Here is a 24,539-nt window from a genome sequence, read left to right on the forward strand (position 1 = left end):
CCTCAGCTCATCGTCGTCGACATCTGGGTGGCCATCGCGAGAATGCTGGCCACATACGGGCGGGTCTGAACTTCGTAATCCGGTGAACCCGTGGGGAATCCACCCGAGCGCAGCACGGCGTATTCGCCCGCGTTGTAGCCGGCGAGGTAGAGCTCGACGGCACCGTTGGGGGCGACGACTTTGCCCTGCTCGATCCAGGCATCGACGTGGTCGGCGATGTCGCACAGGTAGCGGGCTTGGCCGATGATCGCGTCGCCGTCGTCCCACACGCTGGCGACGCCGCTGCTGTCGGCGTCGATCACATACGGCTGCCCGTCGGAGGCGAGAGCGGTCGCGGTGCCGGGCAGAAACTGCGCCAGACCTTGCGCACCAGCCGACGATGTCAGCCCGCGCCGGTACCCGGATTCTTGTTTGCCCTGGGCAGCGAGCAGCGACGCGCTGATTTGCGGGCATACGGTGCCACCCAGCCGATACCACGGTTCCAAGTCGGCGGGGACAGTGTTTGGCGCGAGATCGGCCTCTCCGCCACTGGATCCGCACGTCGATGCTGTGCTGGTGCCGGGTGGGTTGGTCGCGACGGAGCCGATCGGTGAGCCGTCTGGGTATCCCCCGCCCAGGGTGGTCACGTGGACATGGTCCATGTGATTGGCGGTGGCCCCGCCCCGGTCTTCCATCAGGTTGGACTCGCCGCTGGCCGCACGGTAGGTCTGGCGCCAGATCAAATAGTCGATCCGCAGTGCAACGGAGTTGGTGAGAACGAAGCCGGCGATCTGGTCACCGAGGGCTTTGCCGTCCCCGGATGTCGGGTCAGGGATCATGATGTCGATCGCCCGGCCACTGGGGTGATCGGGCAGATCATCCTCACGCTGCCCATAGATCTTCTGCACCTGAGGGAACCGTTGAACGATCGTGCGTGCCAGACGGATCGAGTCGACCTGCAACCCACGCTCCAAGCCGATCGACGCAGGCATTTCGGGCAGCTCGGAGCCTGCCGCCGTACCAGCGCCAGCTACGGGAGCATCGCTGACTGATGTCGTCGGCGGCGACACCGCGCTCGATGTCGCGACACTGGTGGACTGGTCCGCATTTCCTTGGAGCAGCCACGGCATCGGGTCGATGGCCGTGCCGCCGCCGAATCGCCCTCCTTCGGTCCAGATCTCGAGATGCAGGTGCGCCCCGTCGGGGCCTGCAGGGACGGTTTGACCGTTGTAGCCGACGCCGGCGATCAGTTGACCGATACGCACGTTCTGGCCTTGTTCGACACGGACGTCGTCGGCGAACATGTGCCCGTAGACCGAGGACACGGTTTCGCCGTCGATGTTGTGGTCGATGACCACCCAGATCCCGAACCCGCTGGCAGCTCCCACCCGCACGACGAGTCCGTCGGCGACCGCGTAGATGGGAGTCTTGGACGCGGCGGCGAAATCCTGGCCCTGATGCTGTGTGCCCCAACGCATCCCGAAACCCGAGGTCAGGGTGTAGCTGCCCTCGGCCATCGGCATCGTCCTCGCGTCACCGGTCGCCGAGGCCGCCCCGCTCGGCACCGCCGACGGCGCGCAGCCCCCCTTGTCGGCAACGCCCGCGAAGAGCAGCAGTCCAAGCAGCATCAGGGTCGCGCCCACGACCGCGACCGTTACCCGAGCGGCAGCACTCATCGCGGCACCACCGGGTGCGGGCGGGTCTCGCGGGTGTGAGAGCTCGGGTTGTGGTTTCGCTGACGACTGGGTTCGACGGTGCTCATCGCGGATTCACCGACCCACCGGAGGTTTGGCCGAGGTTGTCGAAGCGGCGGTTGGTGTTGTGGATATCGGAGTCGCGTTCGGTGGGGGTGAACACCATCCGGAACGGAATGCCGGGCTCTTCGGCTTCACCGGTCTTGAGCAGGTAACACCCTGTGCCCGGCGGGATCTCGCGCCGCGAGGTATCGAGGTCGTCGTCGCTGGGTGGGCGCGGCGCCGCCCAGGAGGTGACCAACAATTTCTCGGTGTCGGTCATCCCGGCGACCGCGGCGATGCGGTTGGCTTCTTCTGGACCGACGGGGCCAATGATCTTGGCCCTCGAGCGTTCGAAGAATCCGAGCGCTTTCGCTTGTGCGGCAGGGGAATCGAACGCGGCGAGGTCTTTGATGGTGTGGGAACACATGATCAGCCCGGTGGCCAAGGGCCGGTTGAGTCGGGTCAGCGCGTCGACGCGGTCGACCATGAATTCACCGACACCCAGCACGCGCCAGATCTCGTCCATCACGACTTCGAACGTCCGCGCCGGAGCAAGGCCGGCGTCAGCGAGAGCGTGGGCGGCTGCGACCGCGCCGAAGCCATCGGACCAGCACGTCATCAGCACAGCCGCCAGCAGTTTGGTGTCGCCCTCGGGGATATGGGAGATATCAACGCAGATCGCCGGGCTGGCAAGGTCGATCCGGGTAGTGGTCGCCCCGTTGAAGATCGCCCCGAACGGTCCTTCGACCAGGGCACGCATCGACCGACGCAAAGTTTTCGTCGCGGCGCGGTAGGAGATGGCGTCGTCTTCTTCGGCGAACGCGCGCAGCCGCTCACCTCCGGCGGAGATCACCGCGAGCAGGTTCTCCAGCAGTGGCGGGTTCTGGTGGGTGAAACCACCTGCCGGGCTGTAGAGTTCGCGCAGACCGGCCGCGAGTAGGACTTCCTCGTAGTCTTCGACCCGGGCGCCGCGCACGAGTTCGATCAGCCCGGCGACGATGTTGATCTGGCCCGCTTCGACCCGCGCCACGACCTGGCGGCGTTGGTCGGCATCGGGGAGCTGGTCGATGGTGGCGCCCAGGGCGCCGACATCGAGGGGGTTGATGGTTCCGTGGCCGTAGCCGATGTCGACGACCTGACCGCCGAGGCGTTCGACCAGGTCGCGGTATTCGCCTTTGGTGTCGCCCATGCACAGCACGGTCTCCCCCGCCGCGACCGCACCCGTGACGATGCGTCGGATCAGTGAGGACTTGCCGAATCCGTTGAGCGCCAACACGAACGCGATCGGTGCGGTGATGAACCCCCGCAGGAACCACGACATCGGGTCGAAATGCACCGGGGCGCCGGTGATGTAGTGGCTGCCGACCGGCACCCCCGCAGTGGGTGCGCTCGCGCCAACGCAGAACGGCCACAACCCAGCGACCTGGACGGTCGTCGCACGCCACTCCGGTGTGCGCGGCACCACCGACGCGCGGCCACCGCCTGCACCGGTGTAACCACGGTCAGTGAACGCCGGGGCGTTCAGGTCGAACCCGTCCCCGGCGGTGCCGTCGCGGCGGCGCGCGGCAGTCGCTCGGCGATGGTCATCGCTCGAAAGCAGCATTCGTGCCCGCCAGCCCCGCAGTCCCCCGCTGGTCAAGGCCGTCATCTCGACTTCACCACGGCGGGCACGGCTTAGGATCCTGATACCCTCGACCAGCTCGGTTTTCGCGGACCTGGTTCGGGAACTCCCTGCGCGCGCGTTCATCCCGACACCCGCTTGGAGATAGAAGCGTGTTCGGGCAAGATCAACCCGATCCCGAGCGAGGCGGCGAACCCCGCGGCCTGGTAGCCGTAGCAGCGGCGCACCGTTAACCGCGACGCCGCCGCCATTCCTTTGACCGAGGCCTCGATTCCGGGCAGGTCGGCGTCGAGGTGATCGGTCACCGTCACCAACACCCCGAACCGGGTCAACCCCGCCCCGCGCGCTTGCTCCTCCCGCGCGGCCGAGGTGTTACCGACCCGAATCCGCGCCGCCGCCGACGAGATCCCCCGTTCGGTTTGCTCGGCGGCGACCGCGTCGCGGAAGTCCGAGTCCACCAACGACGTCGCTTCAGCCGCCGAATGCAGGCGGTAGACGATCGCGACCCGTTTGCGAGGCATGTCCGGGCGCGGGCGCAGGAGCTCTTCGAGGACGGTTTCCATCACCGCCCCGCGGGGTGCACCGTCCATCTCCCAGGTGATCGAGCGGGCGCCGTCGTGGATGTAGTGATCCCACCGATCATGATGGGCGAGCGGGCCGACCGAATCCCACGACTGCGACTCCACGATCTGCGCCCCGGCCGCCTCGACATCGCGCTGCGAAGCGAGGTCGAATCGACTGCGCACCAAGCCGAGCACTTCCCACGCGTGCAGGGGTGTGGCGGGCAGGCCGGCACGGGCGAGCTGCGACAGCACCGATTGCAGTCGTTGCCCGATCTCGCGGGCCTGCTCGGCCTGGTCACGGCGAATACGGCCTTTGCCGATCGCCCGGTAGGTGATCGCGATACGAGCTTCGATCCGCACCCCGACCCCGCCGCTGTCAGCGGCGGCTTCCTTCATCACAGCCTTGGCGAAGTCAGGGGCGTTCGGGCGGATCAGGCGGGTGACTTCCTGGGTTTGCTTCAATCGGGTTTCGACGGTGTTGTCCAGCACCGCGGTCACCGCGACGACTTCTCCGCCACGGCTTTGCGCGGCCAGGAATTGGCCGAATCCATCGACCCAGGAATCGATTTGGGCTTGGTCGACGAGTTCCTTGCCGCGCGGGATCACCCGCACGATCACCGTGTAGTGATCGCTGCGCCGGATATGCAGCATCGCGAACCGCTTCCCACCTGGGGTCTCGTACTCGGTCAGGCGCGAATCAGCCATCAACCCAGGAAGTTTCGCCAAACCCGGAAGCCGGGAGAACCGCCCGGACCGGTAGGTCAGCTCGCCGCGAGAACGAGCGCGGGCGAACTGAACCCTCAGCAGCAACAGTTCCCAACCGGTACGCCCATTGCGCGTCACCGCCAGCGGGACGAACACCACCGCCGCACCGAGCAGGACAGCGCCTGCGAATTCCAGCGAGCGGGTGATCATGAACGACACCATCACCGTGATGATCAAGCCGAGCCCGAGAAGCGAAACCCCCCAAGTCAGACCGAAGAACCCGGCCGAACGCGGCTGCTCCCAGCGCCCATACATCCGTGTGCTCATCGCCGAACCTCCCCGGGACCGAGGGCATCGGGATCCATCTGTGGCGACGACTCCGGAATAGAGCTTTGAGCGGCCGAAGCAGTGCCTCGCAGCGCGCCGCCTGCGAGTTGGGCGCCTAACATCGCCCCACCCGCAGGACCCGCGCCCATCGCACCGGCAGCGGCCGCATTGCCCGAACCACCGGCACCCGCTGCAGAAGCCCCGCCAGCACGCGAACCACCCCCAACCGGACCTGCTGACATAGACCCGCCGCCACCCGGCGCGGAGCCTGTCCCGCTAGACGGCGTTCCCGAACTCGCTGCCATCGGCCGCGCCCCGCCAGCACCATTCGGCCCAGAAGGCGGTGAGCCTGTCCGGCTCGTTGATCCGGCCGATGGACCAGAGTTTTGAGCCTCGGACATCTTTCTGGCCTGCGATCCGCCGCTGCCGACCGCCGACATCGCGATACCCGCGCCAGCGCCGGCCAACGCTGATGCCGCTCCGCCTCCGCCGCCGAGCGTGGCCACTGCTGGTGCGATCAAGCGGATCAGCGCTGGTAGCACGATCACGCTCATCACCATCAAGATCACTCCCAGCAAGATCATCTGGGGATCTGGCTCGTCGCCACTGCCGGTGACGGTGAACGCGATCGCATAGACCAACGCTCCGACCGGCTTCCACAGCACGAACGCCAGCGACCACGCCACCAACCGCTTGTAGGCTTGCGAACCCGGCCCGGTCCCCGACGCCGCTGCCGCCATCGGAATCACCGCGACAACCACAACCAGCAGGGCCTGTCGAACGACCAGCATGACGAGCTGAACCAACATACTGATCAACCCGAGCACGCTGAGAACGAGCAGGATCCCGTGGCCGAGGTTGCCCGTGATCCGCGGATCGGCGATGCGACCGACGGCGGTATCGAGGTCACCGCGAGCGGCGTCGAAGACGACCCAGTCTGCGAATTCGTCGCCAGCCGTAGTCGCGACAGTGATCAACACACCGAAGGTCATCGCGCCGAACGTTGCTCGCGCCAACATCAGAAAGCTCTCCTGAGCTTCCCCCGCTGCGGCACCACGCTTGGCCAATGCCAGTCGCGCGGCCGCGAATATGATCCCGGCCGTCAACAGCACCACCTGTAGACCGCTGGTGTATTCGCGGATCTGGGCGAGTACCGGGGCGGGCTGGCCCTGGGAGGTCGTGAGTTCCGGCGACGGAAAGGTCGTCCACCATGCCATCACCAACCGCAGCGCCGTCACGAGGCTCTCTATGAGATCGTCTGCGATGCCACCGATCACCGAGTCGCTCGCCGCCTCAGCCACGCCCCCAGCCGCATCTGCGAGTTGGCACGCCTCCTTTATCCCGGGCACCGCGACACAGGCGATATCGGGCAGTTGGGCGTGGACACCATCTCCCGGTGCGACCGGTGCGGCGAGGATGCTGGTCACGACTGCCTCCAGCGACCGAATCCAGCCGTTGAGGCAGTGGGTGTGGCTGGGCGCCAAAGCGTTTCGATGTCGTCGGGCGTGCGGATTCGCCAATCCCCGTCGACCCAGACCATCGGCCAGGTCGCGATCGCGTACCCAGTCGTAGAACGGACCGCGAGCTGAACCACGGCTAAGTCTTCGCGGTAGTCGGGTTGGACCCGCACTCCTTCGGGGACAGTGACGTAGCGGGCCATATCCGGGGCGCTGGCCCGGGAACGGTCGAACTGGTCGATCAACGTGTCGCCGCCACCGTAAAAACGGTCGCGCACTACGTTTCGCCAGATCGGTTCCGGTGCGCCGTAGACCCTCCCGATCGCGTCCATCGCCGCCAGCGCCGCACCTTGTGGTGTGTGGGCGAATCCCGCCGCCACACCGGCGTCGATGCGGGCAGGGCCGTCGCTGCCTGAGACCGGCACGGCCGCGCCGTTCCAGATCCGCTGCCACTGCAGTCGAGCAGGTGCCGCGGTCAGGAAATCAGATCGCGTCGGTTCGATCCGATCCTCGGCAATTTGCGGCAACACCGCACCGGCTTCCTCAACCGGGACTTCGAGACGGTTGCCGAACATGTCGACTGTTGGCGGACGCGCTGATGAAGGTGTCGGCGGCGGCGTGGCGGTCGTCGTGGGCTGTCCGCCCTGCGCAGGGGGTCGGGCGGTGTCAGGCTGGTCGCCGCCAGTGACGGTCAGGACGAACACGGCGATCACCACGGCGGCGATGATGCTGAGCAAAATGAGCAGGGTTCGATTCGAACGCATCAGAACTAGTCCTCACGGTTTCGGCAGGGCGACCATGTCGTTGGGCACGGAATCCACTGCGGCGACAGGGCTTTCGGTCACCGTGTCGGGCAGTCGCAGTCGCCACCCGTCGGTGGCCCAGATGACGGTGGCGGTGTTGCGGGTGATCGAGCGGTCCGGATACGTGGAGTAGGTCTGAACCTGCGCTTCGGTGTCGGCGTAGGCCGTGACGAGGTAGCCGAGGATGCGAGGCACCATGTCAGTGGCGGGGGTAGTGATCGAGATCTGGGCGCGAGCTGTCGCCCATGTGTCGCGTCCTCGCCCGGGGGCGATCATGCGTTGCCCGACCGAGGCCCACTGACCGTCCGCTGCGACCGACACGCGCACGGTCGCGTGGATCGCTGCCAGTGCGGCACCGACCGGAGACCGGTCGAAGTCCGAGGCGATCGCACCATCGACTACGCGGGGGCCTTGCACTGCGACCGGCAGGTCGATGCCTCGGTAGGCCCGCCAACTCAACTCACGGGGAATCAGCTGCGTAACGTCCGTGGTGGCTGGCGTGCGCAGGTCTCCGCCCGCGTCGATGTCCGCACAACTGGTGGCGGCGATTACCGCCACGGCAAGCACGATCCAGACGGCGATCGTCCGATGACCGCGTACCGAAAGTTTCTGTGGCATAGGGGTGTCCTGCGTTTCAGGTAGGGAGGATGGCGATGGCCAGGGCACTGGCCGAGCCGAGAAGTGCGGCGGCAGCGAGGGATCCGATGAAGCCTTCGATCGCTTCTTCGCGGTAGATCCGGAGGGCGAGTTGGCCGCCGACGAAGGTCGCGCGAGCCACACACAGCAGCAGCACGAACCAAGCCAGCCAGTTCACCAGCTGTGTCAGCGGCGCCAGCACCTGCGCGGGCAGCGGTTCGGCAATCACCAGCCACCCCCGAACCTGTCGGCGTCGTGAGCCGCGCGGATCGCGGAGGACACCGCGGCGGCGGGCAGCCAGGGAAAGGTGCGGGCAAGGTCATGGCCTCCGGCGCGCAAGCTGCTCATTTCGGCCCACACCGTCTCGGCGAGTTCCTTGACGCGCTCGTAGTCCGCCACCGGGTCCGCTCGTCCAGCCACGATCCAGGTCGGTGTTGCGCGCAACAGATCCTCGACCACTGCCAGATCGGCACCGCATCGCCTATACGCACGCAGTGTTCGGCGGGCGGACTCGATCTCGGCCTCGGTGTGAAGGCCCCGCTCACCCAATGCCGTGGAAAGGTCGTGGATGAGACGGGCACCTGCTTGGCGGGCCACCCCGGTCGGGTGCGCGGTCAGTACCCCATCGTGATCGGGTAGTTCGGTGACCGGTCCGATCGCGACGATCGCAGCGACGCGGCGGGTCTGGTCGCGTCGATGATGGTAAAGCCATTCCTGCGCCACGATCGCTGCCAGCGAATGCACCACCAACACGACGCGACCTCCCGCGTGGGAAATCACCGTGTTCAGGTCCTCGACCAGTTGAGCCATCCCCGCCCGGCCCGACGCCAGCGGAAGGTCGTTGCCGTGACCGCGCTGGTCGTAGACCAATTGCGCGGTGTCTGCGCTGAAATGTCTGTCGACCACAGTGATCATGGGCGAGAAATGCGCTGCGCTGGCCAGCGGTCCGGGCAGATAGACGACAGTCAGGGTGGCGTCCGGTTTCCCGAAGCGGGTCGCCGGCAGCGCTGTGCCGTCGGCCGCGGTGATAGTCACGGTGCGCGGATCTGGTGCGCTGCTGGGGGATTCGTGGCTGAACTGAGGTGCCTGCATGTCAGGAACCTCCGGTGACGGCGGCGTTCATGATGGCGCCAGCAGAGGTGGCGATGATCCCGCCGACCATGGCCGCGAACACGATCTTGGGTGATTCGACCGCGCCGCCGTGCCAGCGCTCCCACCCGAACTTGCCACCGGCATAGATCAGGGCTGCGACCCCGGCCAAGATGACCAGCCACGACAAGTACCCCACGAGGTTGGTCAGTTTGTCTCCGCCCGGCGGGATGGTCGGGTTGACCTTGATCTCTTGGGCCAGCACAGACACGCTGTCACCCACCACGGATAGAACGGACATGGTTATCTCTCCGAATCCTGTTGTTCGATAAGCTTTTTCGTGGCGCGCGCGAGAGCGTCGATGAGCTCGCTGCCGACGTGATGAACATCGAGGGGCACCGCTTGAGTCAGGCGGGCGCGCCGTTGCGGGACTGGGTCGAACGGGCTGAACTCGGCGAGCTCGGCCAGTTCGCGTTCGATGAGCTCGTCATGCCAGCCGATGTCCCACACCTGTTCGGCCAGGTCCTCGACCACGGCGCGATAACGGCGTACCGGCGCCGGTACTCGCCCAGGCCGGGCAGCACTGAGCACGACACCGACGACCTCGACACCGCCAGGAGCGGTACCGACATGCCATTCGCGTAGTCGATCTGCACACGCGACCAACCCCGGCAGACACAGCCGCGCCGCCACGACGACCCGCTGCGTCGTCTGCACCGACCCAGGCCAGGACTGCCCACAGTCCGCCGCTGGCGCCCACCACCGAGCGAGCGTCGAGGTGCCGGCTCCGCCGTGAGCGCCGACGATCGCGACCACCGGTGGATGCGCTCGGGTCGTCGGCAGGGGCTCGGTGCGGATACTGGCGACGCGATCTGGAGGGCTCACAGTGGCCGGGTCCAGACGGCGGCTGCCGATCCCAGCGAGGGGGTGCGCGCGCAAGGTCAAGGCATGCATCAGCTGCCTCGCTTCTGAATGTTGGTGATGACCAACCCGGCGGGGCCGACGGCGGATACGTTGATCACCTGCAGGTAGTCGAAGCGGCGGCCATCCGGATGCAGCTCCACCAGATGGACCTCGGCGGTGTTCTCCGCGATCGAGGTGACGCCGACACAGTGGGTGGTGCCGATCGGCAGCGCGGTGATAGCGGCGGCCAGCGGTTCGTGTGCGAGCCCGGCCTGCGGACTCGTCAACCGCAGGACTTGTTCAGCACTGCGGGTCACGTAGTAGGCGTGTTCGAACGCCGCGATCACGCCCGCGACAGTCGCGGTGTCACCGGCACCGGCCGTCACGATCTGAGCGGTCACCCCTGCACAGGCCCGCTCTGTGGCAACCACGACGGAGGTGGTGCCCGTCTGCGGGGCCGAGGTTGTCGAGGAGGCGTCGGCACGGTCCTCGCTCCCGCCCGACATGCTCACCGCGAGGGCCGCAGCCGATCCGGCGACAACGCTCAAGAAGGCGGCACTGATCCCGACAATCCGGAAGCGGTGCGCCCGCCCCCGGTACTGCCCGTGCTGTCCCGCTTGGCTGTCGATGTGCTGGTCGACCCGCTGGGGTTCGTCTGAATGTGGTTCTGGGCTGTCGGGGCTGTGTAGCCAGGCGGCACCATGGTTGCGGCTCAGGTCGTCGGTGGGCATGTTGTTCACCTCCTCGATCAGCTGGGTTGTGGTCGGGCCCTTCGGAGCACGCCGCTGGAAGAGCCACTGATCCGGCGGGGGAAAGCCCAGTAACTCTGGTCGTGCTCCGAAGGGGTCTAGGGGTGCGCCACCGGCGGGCTGGTGGCGACCGATTCCGAATTGGTCTGTTTGGCAGAGGTTTTCGCTGCGGTGGGCGAGGGTGCCGGGTGTGGATGAGTCGAAGACGTCACGCCGCTCGAGGGCGTCGGTTGCTTCGTCGATGACGTCGCCTGGGCGGCCAGGTCGTGGGCGATCGCGGTGAACCACGAAGTGGTCGCGGCCAGCGGGGTATCGCCGCTGGCAGTCACCGAGACGGTGCTGTAGCTGCTGCGTCGCCCGGTGGCGTTGCTGTATTGGGCAGTCGCCGAGGTCGTGTACAGGTCTTGGGGGTCGGTGATCGTGGACGTGATCGCCTCGAACGCGTCGTTGACCCATGTACTGATCGACTGGGGCGGCACCAGATCCACCACCGCCTCAGCGACCTTCGTGCCGAGCACCGCGACGGCGGCGGCGGGGTTGGACAGACCGACAGCGGCGAGTTCAGCGATGGTCGTGGCGGTGAAAACCTTCTGCGCCACCGACACCACGGCGTTGAAGCCGATCGTGCCGACCTTGAACAGCGCTGACAGAGCATCGGACTCGGTGGTTGCGGTGGCAGCCGGTGAGGACGCCGCCGCGACGCGCTGGCCCAGAGTTTGGTTCGGTGTGTAGGAGAGCTGGTCCAAGCTGGTGCCGGTGATGTCGTCGTTGACGACGCCGACCGCGGTGGTGAAGGCGGTGGAGGCCAGGGCTTGGGCGACGGTGGCGATCGCGGCGACCGGGTCCTTGCCCTCTGTTTGTCCGGCGATGTTGCTGACCGCGGTCAGCAACGGGCTCGCGGACTGGACATCGCAGGTGGCATCACCGGCCACGCACAGATCGGCTACCCGGCCGACCAGCGAGCCGTAGCTGGTCGGTGTAGCGCTGGCGGCGATCCCTGCCCCGGACAATCCGATGTTGGTCAGCTTGATCTTCGACACCGCGGTTCCGTCCGTGCCGGATGCAGCGGAAGGGGCTTCCCTGTTGTCGGTGCCCGGCAGGGCGCCGGTCGCTGCTCGTCGTGAAGGGTTGGCCAGCAACGCGATCCCTGCGATCTTCTCTGCGGGCACTCGTGATCGACCCGCCCCGGATTTTTCGGCGAAAACTGCTGCCGCAGCAGCGCCTTGGGCATAGCCGGCGACCGCGATCTGTGTCGATGGGCACCGGTCGATCACCTCACTGGCGCGTTGTTCGATCTGATCGGCCGCTGCGGTCACCGCTGCGGGGTAGTTCGCCGTGTTCACCTCGGCGCCGAAGACGATGTAGGACCGCGCGATCGCCGCGCCGACTGTGGTGGCCATCCGCCCGAAGGCCTGGCCCAGCACCCCGGTATCGCCGGTGTCGACGGTGGTGGCGGCGCCTTCCTCACCGTTCTGCACGCCCAGCACGTACAAGGCAGGACAGGCCGAGGTTGCAGGTTCGCCCGATGTCGTCGACGGGCGAGGTGGGCTGGTGGTGGGCTCGGCCAGGGCTGGTGCCGCGCCGATGACCGTCACTGTCAGCCATGCGGCCGCGATCGCGCAGGCTCTGCGCTGAGTGGTGTTGTGGTTCATCGGATTCGGCTTCCTTTCGGTGTCGAGCGAGTGGGCTCGGCCTGCCCGCGCCGGAGGGGGTGGCGCGGGCAGGCGCGTCAGTTGGTCGGGTTGGGGCCTTGATGGCGTGGTGGTCTGGCGAATCCCGCCCGGAAGGTGGTCAGGACGTCAGGGACTCCGAGGTCAGCTGCGCCGAGGTGGGTGACGTCGAATTCCGACCAGGACACCGCGACGTCGCGGGAGCTGTACTCGGCGAACAGTTCGCGTCCGGACTCGATCGGCACCAGCCCGTCGAGCAGCCCGTGGTACAGGTGGATCGGCACCAAGGGTGTAAAGGTGCCCAGGGTTTCGTGGGTGAGGACGTAGTTCCAGACCGGGTCGTTCCAGGGGTCGGGGCGCTCACACCATGTAGCGAGGGGATGCAGAAACTCCACCAGCAACGTCGCCAGGTCGAGCTCGGAAGCCGCGCGGACCGCGCGCACGCCGAGGTCGGTGAGTAGGTGATCGACCGGAAGGTGCGCGTAAGCCCGGCCCAGTCCGACCATGCCGGCGAATGCCAGGCCCGACCATGGTCCGCCGTCGAGGCTGTTTATCAGCGCACCGGGATCGCGGATTACCGCACCGGCCGCGACTGCGCGAAGATCGAGCTCGGGAGCGTAGGCGGGCTGAAACTCTGCGGCTGCGGCGGCAACCCGGCCTCCGTCGGCGTAGCCCCAGACCGCTACCGGACCCTCGATAGTGCCGTCGGCAGGCTGGGACCCGACAGCGCGAGCCAGGTCCAGCACCGCATGTGCGCCCGCCTGCTTTGCCAGGAAATGGTGGGGTCCGGCGCCGTGGATGCCCAGGCCGATCCCGTCGGGCACCGCGACCGTCCATCCCTGCACGAGCGCGGCGGCGATGCTGCTCGTGTCGGGTTCGTTGCCCTCGACCAGCAGCTGAGAGGGAGCGCACCGACCACCGAGGCCGTGAAAGGTTGGGCAGTACACCACCAAGGGGGGTTTGATCACCGCACCACCGGTCGGCGGTGCCGGCTCGAGCACGATGCCTGAGGCGGGGACCGGGATGCCAGAACTGGTTTTGGTTGTGTAGATCACCTGCCATGCCCGCCGCAGACCGGCGATGTGCGGCACGATGACCTCGCGGGTGCGCAGGATCTTGCCTGGGGTGCCGGGCCCGATCGTGGTGTTCGCGCGGAACTCGTCCGCCCCGGTGCTGGTCATGAGCGCGATCCCGCGATGTCGTGGGCGAGGGCGATCATCCAGGCGATGCCCGAGTTCAACTGGCCGGTCAAGGCATAGCCGTTGTGGCGCCCGACCGTGTCGGCGAACCGCAACCACGTCGCGGGGTTGACCAGCTCGGCGTTCTCGGCCGCGAGCTGGCCCCACGCGCCACCGAGCTGGGCGAGCAACCTCGGCAACAGCACCAGCGGATTCGCCATGACCGTCGCGCTGATCTCATTCCATCGCGCAGCTGCCGCACCCGGATCCGTGACGGATGTGCGGGGGTCACCGGCATCGACCAGCCGCTGCCCCAGATCAACTTGCGGCGCATAGTCGACCCCTCCCGCGCCCACCTGAAAGTCGTTAAGAATCACGGTGTTCCATGCCTCACCGAGCGCCTCCGAGAGCGACGCACCCAGAGTGGACAAAGCTGCGAGGGGGTTGGTCAGGTCCGCTTGGGCGAAGACCTGCGCCCCCAACCGCAGGACCGCGGCCTGACCTGGAGCGGAGCAGGCGAGGTCGCCGTCGCTACAAATATCGGCGACCCGCCCGACCAGTGCTCCGTATCCCTGGTCGGTGGTGGCGATGCCCGCACCCCCCGCGGGGGCCGCGAGGACCTGCACGGTCGAAACCGCAGCTCCCGACGTGCCGGGTGCGGGGTCGGGCACGATCTGGCCCGGCCTCCCAGGAAAGACCGGTTCGAGCTCGCCGCGATCGGGGTTGGCATACAACGCGATCCCCGCGACGCGCTCCGCCGCAACGGGCCCGTTTCCGGCGCCGACATCACGTGCGAAGCTCGCCATCGCTTGGGCGCCCTGGCTGTAGCCGATCCCGGCGAGCATCGTGTCCGGGCACACCTGCGCGACGTGGCGTGCAGCGGAGTCGAGATTGGCCCGCGCGCCCGACACCGAGGACACATACGGGTCAGAGCCGCCACCGGGGACGATGCCGCCGAATCCGGCGTCGTAGCCGATATAGGCCCGCTGTACGAGGGCTGGCACCGCATTGGCGACGGGCCCGATCAGCGATCCGACGACACCGGTGTCAGCGAGCGGATCCGCGGTCGGCGACGACTGGCCGGTGCCCTGGACACCGAGGATGAACAAGGCCGGGCACCCATTGATCGGCACCGCGACCGCAGGGGCCGCAGGTGAGGAGGCGGTGAGTACCGCCGCCCCCACCATCGCGGCGACGACAGCGGCGACATGACCTGCGGCGCTCGTGGTCATTGACCGACTCCGACGCCCGCGCCGAACCCGGCACCGATCGTCCCGCCGACCGCCGCGCCGACAGCACCGGCGGGTACGCCGAGGATCGCCGCACCTGCCGCGGCTCCGGCCGCAGCACCGAGGGCGGTACCCGCGACTCCGCTGGTGGCTTGTCCGATGATGGGGACAGGGATCACGATTCCTAGTGCGGCACCGGCGATCCCGCCGACGGTGCCGCCGATCAGCCCGCCCACCGTCGCGCCGACCGCCGCCGCGGGTGCGCCGAGCACGGTCGCACCAGCCGCACCGCCCAGTCCCGCGCCTCCCAGCACCGCGCCGCTGACGCGATCGGAGCGCCCCGCCGGGATACCGACGGAGTCAAGGGCGGTTGCAATCTGCGCTTCGGCGCCTGCTGCGGTGTTGTTGATGGTGTCGCGCACTTCCACCGGAACCCAGTCGGGGCTCGGTGTCTGCCACTCCCCTATCCGGATCGTGTTCTCCGGCGGGGTAATCGGCGCGACCGGCTCCACCGGAACGGGCAGGTGGAGTTCTTCGATCCGCACCGGCTCCACCGGCTCGTCCACCTCGGGGGCAGGGCGGGTCGGTGCGGTGCGCACTTGCTGGGGTTGTTCGTAGTACACCACCGGCGCCGGTTCGGGCTCAGGTTCAGGTTCAGGTTCGGGAGCTGGTGGCGGCGTGGGCGTTTCGGTACCGGGTTGGGTTGGGCTGGTGACGCCACCCTGGTCTGCGACAGTGGATAGTGGTCCGTTGGCGCTGGCCGCGGCGGCGTTCCCTACCGCTACAGCTACCGGAACCGCGGCCACCAACAGCAGGGTGCTGGCTCGACGAATACCGGGGATTCGATCTCGCCCGCGAGCGACTGTTGTGCGTGCGGTCGGAGTGTTTTTGGGCATGACCGGTCGACCCTTTCTAGTCGAAGGGTGAAGCAGAGGGTTTGTGCCGCAGCGGGATTTGATGGCGCGCGGCGTGAATTCAAATCGGTGTCTGCCTGGCACCGCCGGCCGGTGTTCGACCTGGCGCGGCGGTGTCGTACAGCGAGAACGTCAGAGGAAGGTCAGCGCCAGGTAGAGGACCTGGTTGGCCAGGGCAGCCCCGTTGGCCAGCAGCGACAGCCCGGCGTTGATGTAGCTCGCGATCACGATCGGATCCACAGGATTTCCTTTCTTGGAGGGAATTTCTTTCGCTTTCCATTCAAGCCATGAAACCGACTGGGCCGCTAGGTCGTTAACTGATCCAGTTTGGATATATCTAAAATGATCAGTTAAGAGGAACCAACGCTGGCGGCGCATCTACAGGACCGAAACGGGTTCATTAACACCGTGTTTACTTGCCTGCCCGAAAGCGTCCCGGCGACATTGAAACTTCTACTGACGCCGCATATTTGGCGAACGCCGCCGTCCGCAATCACGAAGCAGTCGGCAAACTTGCCGCATGAAAACCCTTCTGGTAGACAGGGACCCATCACCAACAGGCAAACCGCACCTCAAACATCTCAGCCTGTGACTTACACCACTAGCTCCCGGGGGGGAGATTATGAAAAAGGACGATATTTCTCGGCGTTCGGATCGGACGCGGCGACGGCGTCGACGCGATCCGACCCGACCCGATGTGTCCATTCCAGACCTCGGCACGACGTGCCGGTGGATCCGCGAAGATCTGGGCCTTACTCGTGACGAGGCGGCAGATGTGGTCGGGTTCAGCGCGGTCCACCTCGGGCGCATCGAACGCGGCGAGCGCGAGCCGTCGCTGAGTACCCTCGAAGGGGTCATTCTCGGCTACCGATCTGACCAGGCGATGGCCGCGCACCTGCATGATCTCGCCCTCCCCGATATCCCGCTGGCCCCGACCCACTACCTTCGCACCTACGTCCAAGCCGAGACCGCGTTGGCAGTCAACCTCGAACGCTTCCAGGCCCGAGGAGTCTTGGCCGCCTATATCGACCCGATGTGGAATGTGTTGTCGCGCAACGACTTGTTCGCCGATGCACTGACCGGCATCGATGACGTTGGATCGGCACCGGTGTGGATGTTCAGCGAGCACGCCGAGACCGTCCTCGTCGATCCCGACGGCGAACGGTCCTGGGCGGTCGCGATGATGAAATCCGCGCTCGGCAGGCACCGGACTTCGGTGCAGGCAAAAGAACTCGTAGCCGCGCTGGCCCCGAGCAGTGAAGCTCAACGACTGTGGGCAGCGAGCGTGAACGTCTCCCGCGGCCGCGACTCCCGGTGCCTGTTGCACGCACACGGCACCAACCACAGCGGAATCTCCTACCAGTTGTCGCTCACCGACAGCATCGTCGCCAAGCACATCCGGCTGATCACCGCCACGCCAGAGTCCTACTCCGGACCCGAACTCGACTGATCACCAACAACTCCCGGCCGGCGCAGCGATGACAGACCTGTCGCGCCGGTCGGGTCTTTGTGAGCCTTCACAGGTCGGCCTCGCCCAACAATCAACGGCTAATGTTCAGCAATTTCGAGGTGTCGGCAAGAACTTGGTGGCGAACTCCGCGAAAGTCGTGTTTCCTTGTAGTTGGAAGAGCCATTGATCGGGCAGAAATGATGCCCGATGAAATTTCACTCGACACCCGTCCCGCCCTGTGGGCGCGACCATTCTCCGGCGGCGTCATCGCACGCCACCATCGCCGATCGCCGGTGGCCTCGCAATGCCCGAAGTCAGTCTGACCCTTGCTATGACTCGACCTCGGCCGGGCCATATTCACACCATTTCTCACGCCACCTTCGTCGCCGACCTCGCGCGAAGGCAGGACCGCTTCTTGGCGATTTCCGCCCGCCTCTAGTGCGCGGCGCCCGACAGAGCGCATACGGAAATCCGTGCCGACCACGACCGGAGGCACGCCGGTGAGCGATGAACCCCCAACCCCACATCCTCCGCCGCTTCGCCGGTGGGTCAACACCCGATCCGCAGCCGCCCACATCGGCATCCATCCCGAAGTGCTGCGCCGGTGGTCCCGCCAACCAGGCAAGCACACCTGGCTACCCAAACCCATCCGAGTCGGAAAGGAATTCCGTTGGGACATCGACGCACTCGAAACCGCCCTGGCGGACCTGAACGACCGACCACAGGAGGACAACGATGAGGCGCGGTAGACCGCCACGGCCTCTTGGCGTCCCCGGCAAGCCCATGCTCACCGAGATTTCTCCCGGTCGCTGGAGTGCACGGGTGTACGTCCGCGACACTTCAGGCAGACGACGCGAGGTCACCCGCGTGTCTCCCCTCAAACTCAGCGCTCAGGGCCGCGCGGTCCCGGACCGCACCGGACAACGCGCACTCGAAGCCGTACTGCGCGCCGCGGTCGACATCCGTGCTGAACTCGACGAGGCACTGTCCGATTCGATGACCGTCCGAGAGCTGTGGGAGCACTATCGCGAACACCTCATCTCGCTGGGCAGAACCGAGGGCACGCTCCTTCGCTACAAGGAGGTCGCCGACATGTTCGACACCGCGTTCGGTGGGCGGCGACTGTTCGAAGTCTCCACCTCGGTCGTGGAGGCCTTCCTCACCAAGGTCGGCCACGCCAAAGGGCCCTCGACCATGAGGATGGGCCGCATCGTGCTCTCCGGAATGTTCGGGTTCGCCGTCCGCCGGACACCGATGCAGACCAACCCGGTCCGCGAGACCAAGTTGGCCCGAAACATCGCGCCCAAAGGCCGCACCGGCGGCGCGGGTGGCCTGACCATCGACCAACTCCGCTTCATCCTCAGCGCCGTGCGAACCTCTCAGGTCCCGTGCCCACGCAAACTCTCGAAAGCCGAGCGTCAGCGTGGCACACCGGTCAAGGCATACACCCCGCCCACTGTCGCCGAATACTGCGAAGGCGCTGACCTCGTCGACATCATCACCGTCTACGCCGCCACCGGACTACGTCGATCCCAGATGTTGGGGATGCTGTGGTCCGATATCGATCTGGAGGCGCAAACGCTGTGCCTCACAGGCAAGGTCGTCCGAGTTCCGGGCAAAGGGCTTGTCCGCGATACGAGAGAGGAAGACCCGAAAAACCGCCCCGGCACCACGGCACTGCCCGAGTTCGCCGTGGAAGTACTCAGGCTGCGCAAGGCCGCCCTGGCGGAACGACGCCTCACATCACCTCCACGACCAGGAACCGACGACCTGGATCTGGTGTTCCCGTCCGCGGTGTGGACCTTGCGCGACCCACAGAACGTTGGACACGCATGGCAGCGCGTTCGCGAGGCACTCGGCATTGCCGAGGACATCACCGCGCACAGCTTCCGTCACGCCATGGCCACCATCCTCGATGACGCCGGCTTGTCGGCCCGCATCACCGCCGACGTCCTGCGCCAGGCCGATGTGTCCACGGCCCAGAAGTACTACTTGGAGCGAGGTCGTCCGCACAAGGTGGCCGCCGATATCGTCGATAACGCGCTGACCGGCCAGCCGGACTGATGCCCTTCCGGTATCGGGATCGCATATCGGTGGCCAACTTCACCGCACCGTAGGCGGCTAGTTGGCAGTGCGTACCCTCGGCTGCAAACGGATTCGTGCGCGCTGTAGGGAGACGCAACGCCTATCGTCGCAGCTGCGTATCTGTATGGGTCGATGATGCGGGTGGACCGAATACGACATATCGGGAGGTAGTGGTGACGGGATCAGTACCGGACGAGCAGGCACGGCAGCGCGCGCGATGGGGTCAGCAGCAAGGACTTCGGTCCGACGCACAACTACCAACGACCGACCCCACGGAGCTGTTCTGGGTACCCATGCGGTTCGCCTGCGGGCACGCACTCGATGTCGGAGTAGACAGCATGGGTCATCCGGCGAATTTCCAGGAGAAACTGGCTCGATTCCTGGATTCGTCGTCTGCGTTCCCATGCACTCGGTGCGGTAGCACGACAGGTGCGGCTTCCGAGAACCCGGTCACCGCCGATCCGACCTATCTGGTGGCGCACGATTTGTGGTACCGCGCGTGCGCCAACGATCGCCAAATCGACGCGACGCGCAACGCGGCAAGCGCTCGTCTGCACCGAAGTGACCCGACACGCACGGATCGTTAGCGGGCGCCCAAGCACTTCCGAAGGGATGTACAACGGACAGACGTCGTAGTCGGTGACTCGGTCTGTGGTGGCCTGGACCATGCCCTGTTTGAGCTCATCTCGGATGATCGCCAGTACACCCATTTCCGTGGCCAGGGTGTGAGCGAGGGTGGACTTGCCCGATCCCGGGGCCCGCTGACGACGAGCACTGGAAAATGCGGGGAGTTCGCCACGACGGATTTAGCACGTCAGGCATCGTCGTCGATCCCACCATCGCTGGTGGCCGGTTTGGCTAGTCGGTAGGCGATGAAACCAGGCTGGCGGGTGAGGGTTTCATATTCGGCGGGGTGGGTTCGGGCCATCTCGGCGGCGGGCTGGTGCTCGGTGATCGCGTCGATCCCATTAATCCATCGCGGACGCAGTCCGGCGCATCCCGACCCTTCGCACTGACGGGCCATTGTGTCTCAGCTCGGTGGCCGTTCTTCGCAATAGCCGATCTCGCGGGCCACTAATTCGTCTTCGGTCGCCGTGTTCGCTGGTACTGGTGGGTCTCGAACTGGTCGAATCGCACAGGCGGGCCTCCAGACGCGGATTTAGCATCGGCGGCGGGCAAACACCTTGAATGCGCCGCCCGCTCCGACGTCCGCCAGCGAACAAGCTCACGCCGTCCGCGCATAGTGATACCCACGCGACGTCGGTAGAGATGATGCCCCTGTACCCACACCATGTCTCTATTCAGCAACCCTCCGAAGGCGATGCCGAACGGACAACTGCCGCCCGCATACGTCCGTTCGCGTAACTCGTAGTCCCACATGGAACCTACCGTTCCGAGGATCTCGAGCATCTTCCGCGCATGGGGCTGGCGACGAAGATAGCTAACCAAGCTGTCGGCCATCACCGTCCTCCCCTGATGATCCGCAAGGTCTGTCGGGCCGCGTCGCGCCTAGCAGGATCGGGGTGAAGTGTAGCGACTGCCACTGCAAGTGCCCAAGGAGCTTTCAGCACGACGATGGCCGCGAAAGCACTGTGAGCGAAGTCCATCAGGGTCATACCTCGCAGGTTTCACGATGGACTGATCCGGTACAAGCCGCAAGCCTCGTTCCCTTCGAACCTTGAGATAGTCGCAGTTCAGACAGGATTTAGCGCCTGAATATATGAATCGAATCACATATTGAGTCAACGACGCGTCTTCGGCATCCCGCGCGGTGAGATTCGTCATTTGGATGTCAGTTGGCGACCTGGGGGTTCGTCACTCGTGTCAGTAGCGTTCGTCACGGAACGTTAGTAAACCGCAGGTCAAGGACCGGTTCTGCGCGCGTGCGCGCGTGCGCGGAATCCTTCGGGAACCCCGTGGAGATGTCAGTAGCGACGCGTCACTACTGACAATTCGGCGCGTGGCCAGATCTCTGGTGCCGGAGCAGCGCCGCGATCAGGCCTTGCCCTGGGCCGGTTGGGTGGCGAATTGGGTGATCGCTTTGAGACCGGGCTGGTACCCGTCGGTGGTGTCGACCGCCAGTTCCGCGACGTCCATATTCACCGGCACGAACGCGCCGACGGGTTGGCCACCAGCGGCGATCGCCGCGAGGAGACCCTGGTCGTTGTGCGCTTGCCGGTGAGGATCACTCCCCACGCGGTGGGCGATACGTTCGTGCAGGACCGATTGCGGCGCGGTGCAGTGAATGACGCGGATCTCGGCGAATTCAGCCAGCGCGGTCAGGCCCGGACGCCACAACTTGTCCTGGAACGCAGCCTCGGCCACTACGCTGACCCCGGCGCGCGCCAGCAGGGTCAAGACGCCGAAGAAGGCGTGCAGTACGGGGATATTCAGGTCGTCGTAGTCGGTGACTCGGTCTGTGGCGGCCTGGACCATGCCCTGTTTGATCTCATCGCGGACGATCGCGGGGACACCGATTTCGGCGGCGAGGGCGTGAGCGAGGGTGGATTTGCCCGATCCCGGGGGCCCGCTGACGACGACGAGCACTGGAGAATGCGGGGAATTGGCCATGACGAATTTTGGCACGTCAGGCATCGCCGTCGGTTCCGCTGGTCGGTTTGGCGAGCCGGTAGGCGATGAAACCAGGCTGGCGGGTGAGGGTTTCGAACTCGGCGGGGTGGGTTCGAGCCATCTCGGCGGCGGGCTGGTGCTCGGTGATCGCGTCGATGGTGAAACCGGCCGCGGTGAACTCCGCGCACCATGCCTGCAACGGTTGATGCCAGAAGCGGTGCGTGATGCCGCACGACCACCGTTGTTGCACCCATCCGGTGTCGAAGTAGCTGCCCTCGGCGGTGAGCCAGTCCGCGGTCGGGTGGCTGGTGGACACGATCAGGTACCCGCCGGGACGCAAGACGCGGTGCAGCTCGCGCAGCAGCGCGATCCGGTCGTCGATGTAGTGGATGACCAGGGCGAGTAGGACGATGTCGACAGTGTTGTTGGACAGCCAATACAGGGGATCGGTGAGGTCGTGCTGGCGCAGGGTGATCTGCCCGGCGACGTGTCGGCGGGCGAGGTCGATCATGTTCGCGGAGGCATCGACGGCGATGACGTGGGCGCCGCGAGCGAGCAGGTCGGTGACGTAGAGGCCGGGGCCGCACCCGGCGTCGAGGACGACGCGGTCGGTGAGCTCGCCCAACAGGTCCAAGACCGCGGGGCGGTCGTAGTGCGCGTTGTAGGGGCTGTGGGCTGCCTCCTGGGCGAACGCGGCGGCGTGCTGGTCATAGGACGTGGTGACAGTGTCATCGGTGCGCATCGGCTACCTGACCCTTGCTGGTTGACGGTGGGCTGAGTGGTGTTCGGGCAGAAGCGAATCCAGCACGGCGTGATCGGCACGATGACCGGTGACGAAGCGGTGGTGCAGCGTGCGCACCGCTGACTCGTAAATATGGGCCGGGGCCGGTCGGCCGTCTTCGATGAGTCGGTCCAGGCGTGCGTCGAACTCGGTGAACCAGGCACGGTAGTCGACAATCTGCGGGTCGGTGCTCGGCCACGTGCGAAACATGTTGCGGCGGGCGAGGGTGAACGGCGTCGGGCTCGACAGGTAGGCCGCCGAGACCGCACCGCCGCACTGGGGCACCTGGTGATAGACGCTGGTGGTTTCGCCGAGGTAGGCGAACCGGTAGCCGAGGCTGGTGTGCAAGGCCAGCCACAGGTCCCAGTCCTCGCAGTGGGTCATCGACTCGGTGAACTGGGCGGCGGTGTCGGTGAAGTTGCGGCACACGAGCGAGCCTGTGTGAATGAAATTGGCGCACAGCAGGAATCGGCTGTCGAACTCGTAGTCCTTGCGTGGCAGCCAGCGGACGTTGCGGGGAATGGATTCGATCCATCGGGAGCTGACGAGCGCGCCGCCATAGACCACGTCAGCGGTGCCGCGGTCGAGCACCGTGTGGGCGGCGCGCAGGTGTCGGGGGAACACGATGTCGTCATCGTCAAGGAAGGCGACGTATTCGCCGTTCGCTGCGGCCATCGCGGTGTTGCGGGCGGCCGAGACGCCGCAGTGGTCTGTCTCGATCAAGCGGATCGGCAGCGCCGTGCGCCAGCTGTCGGTGACCGGGCGCACGGGTGACGTGCCTCCGTCGTCGACGACGATGACTTCGAAGTCGGTCAATTCCTGGCGTGCGAGGCTGCGCAGAGCACGGTTCAAGGGACCGGGCCGGTTGAGGGTGGGGATGATGACGCTGATCATGGTGTCCTCGCGAGGTCGAGCAGTTCGCAGCGCACCAGATCGCGGGCCGATCGGGTGGCAGGGCCATCGGTCGGGCCGAGCACCGACGCGGCGGTCGTGGGCGCGACGGCCGCCATTCGGTAGAACTGGGCGCGTTCACCGGCGGCGGTCAGAGTCCGCACTGCCCACGCGGTGTAACCGTCGCGGGCCACTTCGAGCGCCTGACCTGCTTGGGCGTCGCTGATCAGGATGCTGCCGCCCGCGAGCGGTTCGGCGCCGCCGGCCACGGCACAGAACAGGTTCCGTGCCGGGTCGGCGAGGTGCTGCCAGCTGATCGCATGCCGTATTGGATCAACCTCGACGACGCGGGAGAACCCGCGGCGTTGGCCGTTGTCGAACACCAGTAGGTGCCCGTCTGCCAGCATCGTCGGCTGGTGTTGGCCCGACAGCTCGCCGGGACCCCACCACCACCGCACCCGGTTGCCGGACAGGTCCACGACCACGATGGTGTCGAGCTCGCGCATCGAGACCAGCACATCGCCCACGCTCCACAACCCGGCCGGATGCGCCCGCAATACCTCGATGGTGTTGGCGTGCAGAAGATCTGCCGGAGAACCCGGTACGTCACGCAGCAGCCGGGATGCGTCACGCCCCGGTTGGACCGAACCGGCGCAGGCGAGGTCGTGATAGATCGCTCGGGCCGCGTGGTGGTGCGGGGATCGGCGACGGCGGTCGATATGGCTGGCGATCACCACCGACAGATTGGCGTCGCTCATCAGCAGGTCGAACAGCGAGTGGGTCGCGGTGGTCGCGCCGGTGACGTCGTCGAGGACGGTGATCGAGTTGTCGAGCAGGACGAACGGATCGCCGGGCCCGCCGAGGAGACGGGGTTGCTCGGTGAGGACAAAGACCTGACCGGTGTGGGTGATGTCGAGGTCGTGGTGGACGGGTAGCTCGGCCCGCCAGATCAGCGAGGAATCCGGCGCCAGCTTCAACAGCGAGTGCAACGGCACCGTGGCATATAAGGCGCCGTCGGCGCCGAGTTCGACGTGGTTCCATCCACGCAGGTACCCCGGTGGCGCGGTCGAGGGGTCGGGTTGGTCGAGATCGCTGCTCCACGCGTGGACGATCTCGGCGTCGCGGTTGATCAGGCACGCCACCGGGTTCGGATAGGTCGCCGACGGGGAGAACAGGAAGTGTGTGTCGGGTGCGAGCATCGT

The 24,539-nt window shown here is 66.3% G+C and carries 22 protein-coding genes; 2 read left to right on the forward strand and 20 right to left on the reverse strand.

The features are described 5' to 3' along the window. Positions 1-2: 2 nt before the first annotated feature. From NV348_RS11140 to NV348_RS11210, 15 genes are all read right to left on the reverse strand, one after another. Positions 3-1,655 carry a M23 family metallopeptidase gene (locus tag NV348_RS11140; protein WP_063816325.1) on the reverse strand — a complete coding sequence of 551 codons (1,653 nt, stop codon included), beginning with the start codon at positions 1,653-1,655 and terminating at the stop codon, positions 3-5. Positions 1,656-1,737: 82 nt separating this feature from the next. After that, complete coding sequence (locus NV348_RS11145; protein ID WP_143876008.1) at positions 1,738-3,363, reverse strand: putative type IV secretion/conjugal transfer ATPase; 1,626 nt, start codon at positions 3,361-3,363, stop codon at positions 1,738-1,740. Positions 3,364-3,458: 95 nt separating this feature from the next. Next, positions 3,459-4,931: an SCO6880 family protein gene (locus NV348_RS11150; protein WP_063816326.1), complete on the reverse strand. Its 1,473-nt coding sequence runs from the start codon at positions 4,929-4,931 to the stop codon at positions 3,459-3,461. Continuing rightward, positions 4,928-6,358 (reverse strand): hypothetical protein, encoded by a 1,431-nt coding sequence (locus NV348_RS11155; RefSeq protein WP_062990411.1) that lies wholly within the window; start codon positions 6,356-6,358, stop codon positions 4,928-4,930. Before NV348_RS11155 ends, NV348_RS11150 begins: the two co-directional genes overlap by 4 nt. Next, positions 6,355-7,152, reverse strand: a complete 798-nt coding sequence (locus tag NV348_RS11160; RefSeq protein WP_062990413.1) for a DUF8175 domain-containg protein — start codon at positions 7,150-7,152, stop codon at positions 6,355-6,357. Before NV348_RS11160 ends, NV348_RS11155 begins: the two co-directional genes overlap by 4 nt. 12 nt (positions 7,153-7,164) lie before the next feature. Then, positions 7,165-7,857 (reverse strand): DUF8175 domain-containg protein, encoded by a 693-nt coding sequence (locus NV348_RS11165; RefSeq protein WP_447146870.1) that lies wholly within the window; start codon positions 7,855-7,857, stop codon positions 7,165-7,167. After that, on the reverse strand, positions 7,826-8,056 hold the full coding sequence (locus tag NV348_RS11170; protein ID WP_062990417.1) for a hypothetical protein: 231 nt from the start codon (positions 8,054-8,056) through the stop codon (positions 7,826-7,828). The genes NV348_RS11165 and NV348_RS11170 overlap by 32 nt, the downstream gene beginning before the upstream one ends. Then, positions 8,053-8,862, reverse strand: coding sequence for an alpha/beta fold hydrolase (locus NV348_RS11175; protein WP_447146871.1), 810 nt, complete (start codon positions 8,860-8,862; stop codon positions 8,053-8,055). The genes NV348_RS11170 and NV348_RS11175 overlap by 4 nt, the downstream gene beginning before the upstream one ends. Before the next feature lie 58 nt (positions 8,863-8,920). Next, positions 8,921-9,187 (reverse strand): hypothetical protein, encoded by a 267-nt coding sequence (locus tag NV348_RS11180; protein ID WP_378839878.1) that lies wholly within the window; start codon positions 9,185-9,187, stop codon positions 8,921-8,923. Positions 9,188-9,219: 32 nt separating this feature from the next. Further along, positions 9,220-9,450 (reverse strand): hypothetical protein, encoded by a 231-nt coding sequence (locus tag NV348_RS11185; protein ID WP_143876007.1) that lies wholly within the window; start codon positions 9,448-9,450, stop codon positions 9,220-9,222. 419 nt (positions 9,451-9,869) lie between these two features. Beyond that, positions 9,870-10,550 carry a DUF8176 domain-containing protein gene (locus tag NV348_RS11190; protein ID WP_157125496.1) on the reverse strand — a complete coding sequence of 227 codons (681 nt, stop codon included), beginning with the start codon at positions 10,548-10,550 and terminating at the stop codon, positions 9,870-9,872. 116 nt (positions 10,551-10,666) lie between these two features. Next, complete coding sequence (locus tag NV348_RS11195) at positions 10,667-12,220, reverse strand: cutinase family protein (RefSeq protein WP_062990427.1); 1,554 nt, start codon at positions 12,218-12,220, stop codon at positions 10,667-10,669. Between the two features lie 77 nt (positions 12,221-12,297). Then, positions 12,298-13,419, reverse strand: coding sequence for a lipase family protein (locus NV348_RS11200; protein WP_062990429.1), 1,122 nt, complete (start codon positions 13,417-13,419; stop codon positions 12,298-12,300). Continuing rightward, the gene (locus tag NV348_RS11205) at positions 13,416-14,648 is read right to left on the reverse strand and encodes a cutinase family protein (protein ID WP_245914560.1); all 1,233 of its coding nucleotides are present in this window, start codon (positions 14,646-14,648) and stop codon (positions 13,416-13,418) included. The genes NV348_RS11200 and NV348_RS11205 overlap by 4 nt, the downstream gene beginning before the upstream one ends. Continuing rightward, a complete protein-coding gene (locus tag NV348_RS11210) occupies positions 14,645-15,244 on the reverse strand; it encodes a hypothetical protein (protein ID WP_157125497.1) in 600 nt (199 codons plus the stop codon). Before NV348_RS11210 ends, NV348_RS11205 begins: the two co-directional genes overlap by 4 nt. A gap of 937 nt (positions 15,245-16,181) precedes the next feature. Here NV348_RS11210 and NV348_RS11215 point away from each other — a divergent pair. Together NV348_RS11215 and NV348_RS11220 are read left to right on the forward strand one after the other, a co-directional pair. Further along, on the forward strand, positions 16,182-17,009 hold the full coding sequence (locus NV348_RS11215) for a helix-turn-helix domain-containing protein (protein ID WP_084504684.1): 828 nt from the start codon (positions 16,182-16,184) through the stop codon (positions 17,007-17,009). Positions 17,010-18,101: 1,092 nt separating this feature from the next. After that, positions 18,102-19,073 (forward strand): tyrosine-type recombinase/integrase, encoded by a 972-nt coding sequence (locus tag NV348_RS11220; RefSeq protein WP_447146872.1) that lies wholly within the window; start codon positions 18,102-18,104, stop codon positions 19,071-19,073. An 835-nt stretch (positions 19,074-19,908) separates the two neighbouring features. On the opposite strand, the gene NV348_RS11225 is transcribed toward NV348_RS11220, so the two are convergent. The 5 genes from NV348_RS11225 to NV348_RS11245 form a co-directional block, all read right to left on the reverse strand. Next, entirely contained in the window at positions 19,909-20,118 is a 210-nt protein-coding gene (locus NV348_RS11225; RefSeq protein WP_062992643.1) for a hypothetical protein, read from the reverse strand. Between the two features lie 971 nt (positions 20,119-21,089). Further along, positions 21,090-21,689, reverse strand: coding sequence for a P-loop nucleotide/nucleoside kinase family protein (locus tag NV348_RS11230; protein WP_245914555.1), 600 nt, complete (start codon positions 21,687-21,689; stop codon positions 21,090-21,092). Further along, positions 21,682-22,407: a class I SAM-dependent methyltransferase gene (locus tag NV348_RS11235; protein ID WP_101465715.1), complete on the reverse strand. Its 726-nt coding sequence runs from the start codon at positions 22,405-22,407 to the stop codon at positions 21,682-21,684. Before NV348_RS11235 ends, NV348_RS11230 begins: the two co-directional genes overlap by 8 nt. 3 nt (positions 22,408-22,410) lie before the next feature. Further along, the gene (locus tag NV348_RS11240; protein ID WP_062992658.1) at positions 22,411-23,340 is read right to left on the reverse strand and encodes a glycosyltransferase family 2 protein; all 930 of its coding nucleotides are present in this window, start codon (positions 23,338-23,340) and stop codon (positions 22,411-22,413) included. Next, positions 23,337-24,536: an arylsulfotransferase family protein gene (locus NV348_RS11245; RefSeq protein WP_101468438.1), complete on the reverse strand. Its 1,200-nt coding sequence runs from the start codon at positions 24,534-24,536 to the stop codon at positions 23,337-23,339. The genes NV348_RS11240 and NV348_RS11245 overlap by 4 nt, the downstream gene beginning before the upstream one ends. Positions 24,537-24,539: the final 3 nt, after the last annotated feature.

This window comes from Nocardia fodinahabitans, assembly GCF_052983615.1.

Bases quoted from the DNA above. Each gene is read 5' to 3' on its own strand.
- NV348_RS11195 (WP_062990427.1), bottom strand. From the start codon at position 12,220: ATGAACCACAACACCACTCAGCGCAGAGCCTGCGCGATCGCGGCCGCA.
- NV348_RS11145 (WP_143876008.1), bottom strand. From the start codon at position 3,363: ATGACGGCCTTGACCAGCGGGGGACTGCGGGGCTGGCGGGCACGAATG.
- NV348_RS11190 (WP_157125496.1), bottom strand. From the start codon at position 10,550: ATGCCCACCGACGACCTGAGCCGCAACCATGGTGCCGCCTGGCTACAC.
- NV348_RS11240 (WP_062992658.1), bottom strand. From the start codon at position 23,340: ATGATCAGCGTCATCATCCCCACCCTCAACCGGCCCGGTCCCTTGAAC.
- NV348_RS11215 (WP_084504684.1), top strand. From the start codon at position 16,182: ATGAAAAAGGACGATATTTCTCGGCGTTCGGATCGGACGCGGCGACGG.
- NV348_RS11225 (WP_062992643.1), bottom strand. From the start codon at position 20,118: ATGGCCCGTCAGTGCGAAGGGTCGGGATGCGCCGGACTGCGTCCGCGA.
- NV348_RS11140 (WP_063816325.1), bottom strand. From the start codon at position 1,655: ATGAGTGCTGCCGCTCGGGTAACGGTCGCGGTCGTGGGCGCGACCCTG.
- NV348_RS11205 (WP_245914560.1), bottom strand. From the start codon at position 14,648: ATGACCACGAGCGCCGCAGGTCATGTCGCCGCTGTCGTCGCCGCGATG.
- NV348_RS11235 (WP_101465715.1), bottom strand. From the start codon at position 22,407: ATGCGCACCGATGACACTGTCACCACGTCCTATGACCAGCACGCCGCC.
- NV348_RS11200 (WP_062990429.1), bottom strand. From the start codon at position 13,419: ATGACCAGCACCGGGGCGGACGAGTTCCGCGCGAACACCACGATCGGG.
- NV348_RS11150 (WP_063816326.1), bottom strand. From the start codon at position 4,931: ATGAGCACACGGATGTATGGGCGCTGGGAGCAGCCGCGTTCGGCCGGG.
- NV348_RS11220 (WP_447146872.1), top strand. From the start codon at position 18,102: ATGTTCGACACCGCGTTCGGTGGGCGGCGACTGTTCGAAGTCTCCACC.
- NV348_RS11245 (WP_101468438.1), bottom strand. From the start codon at position 24,536: ATGCTCGCACCCGACACACACTTCCTGTTCTCCCCGTCGGCGACCTAT.
- NV348_RS11160 (WP_062990413.1), bottom strand. From the start codon at position 7,152: ATGCGTTCGAATCGAACCCTGCTCATTTTGCTCAGCATCATCGCCGCC.
- NV348_RS11230 (WP_245914555.1), bottom strand. From the start codon at position 21,689: ATGCCTGACGTGCCAAAATTCGTCATGGCCAATTCCCCGCATTCTCCA.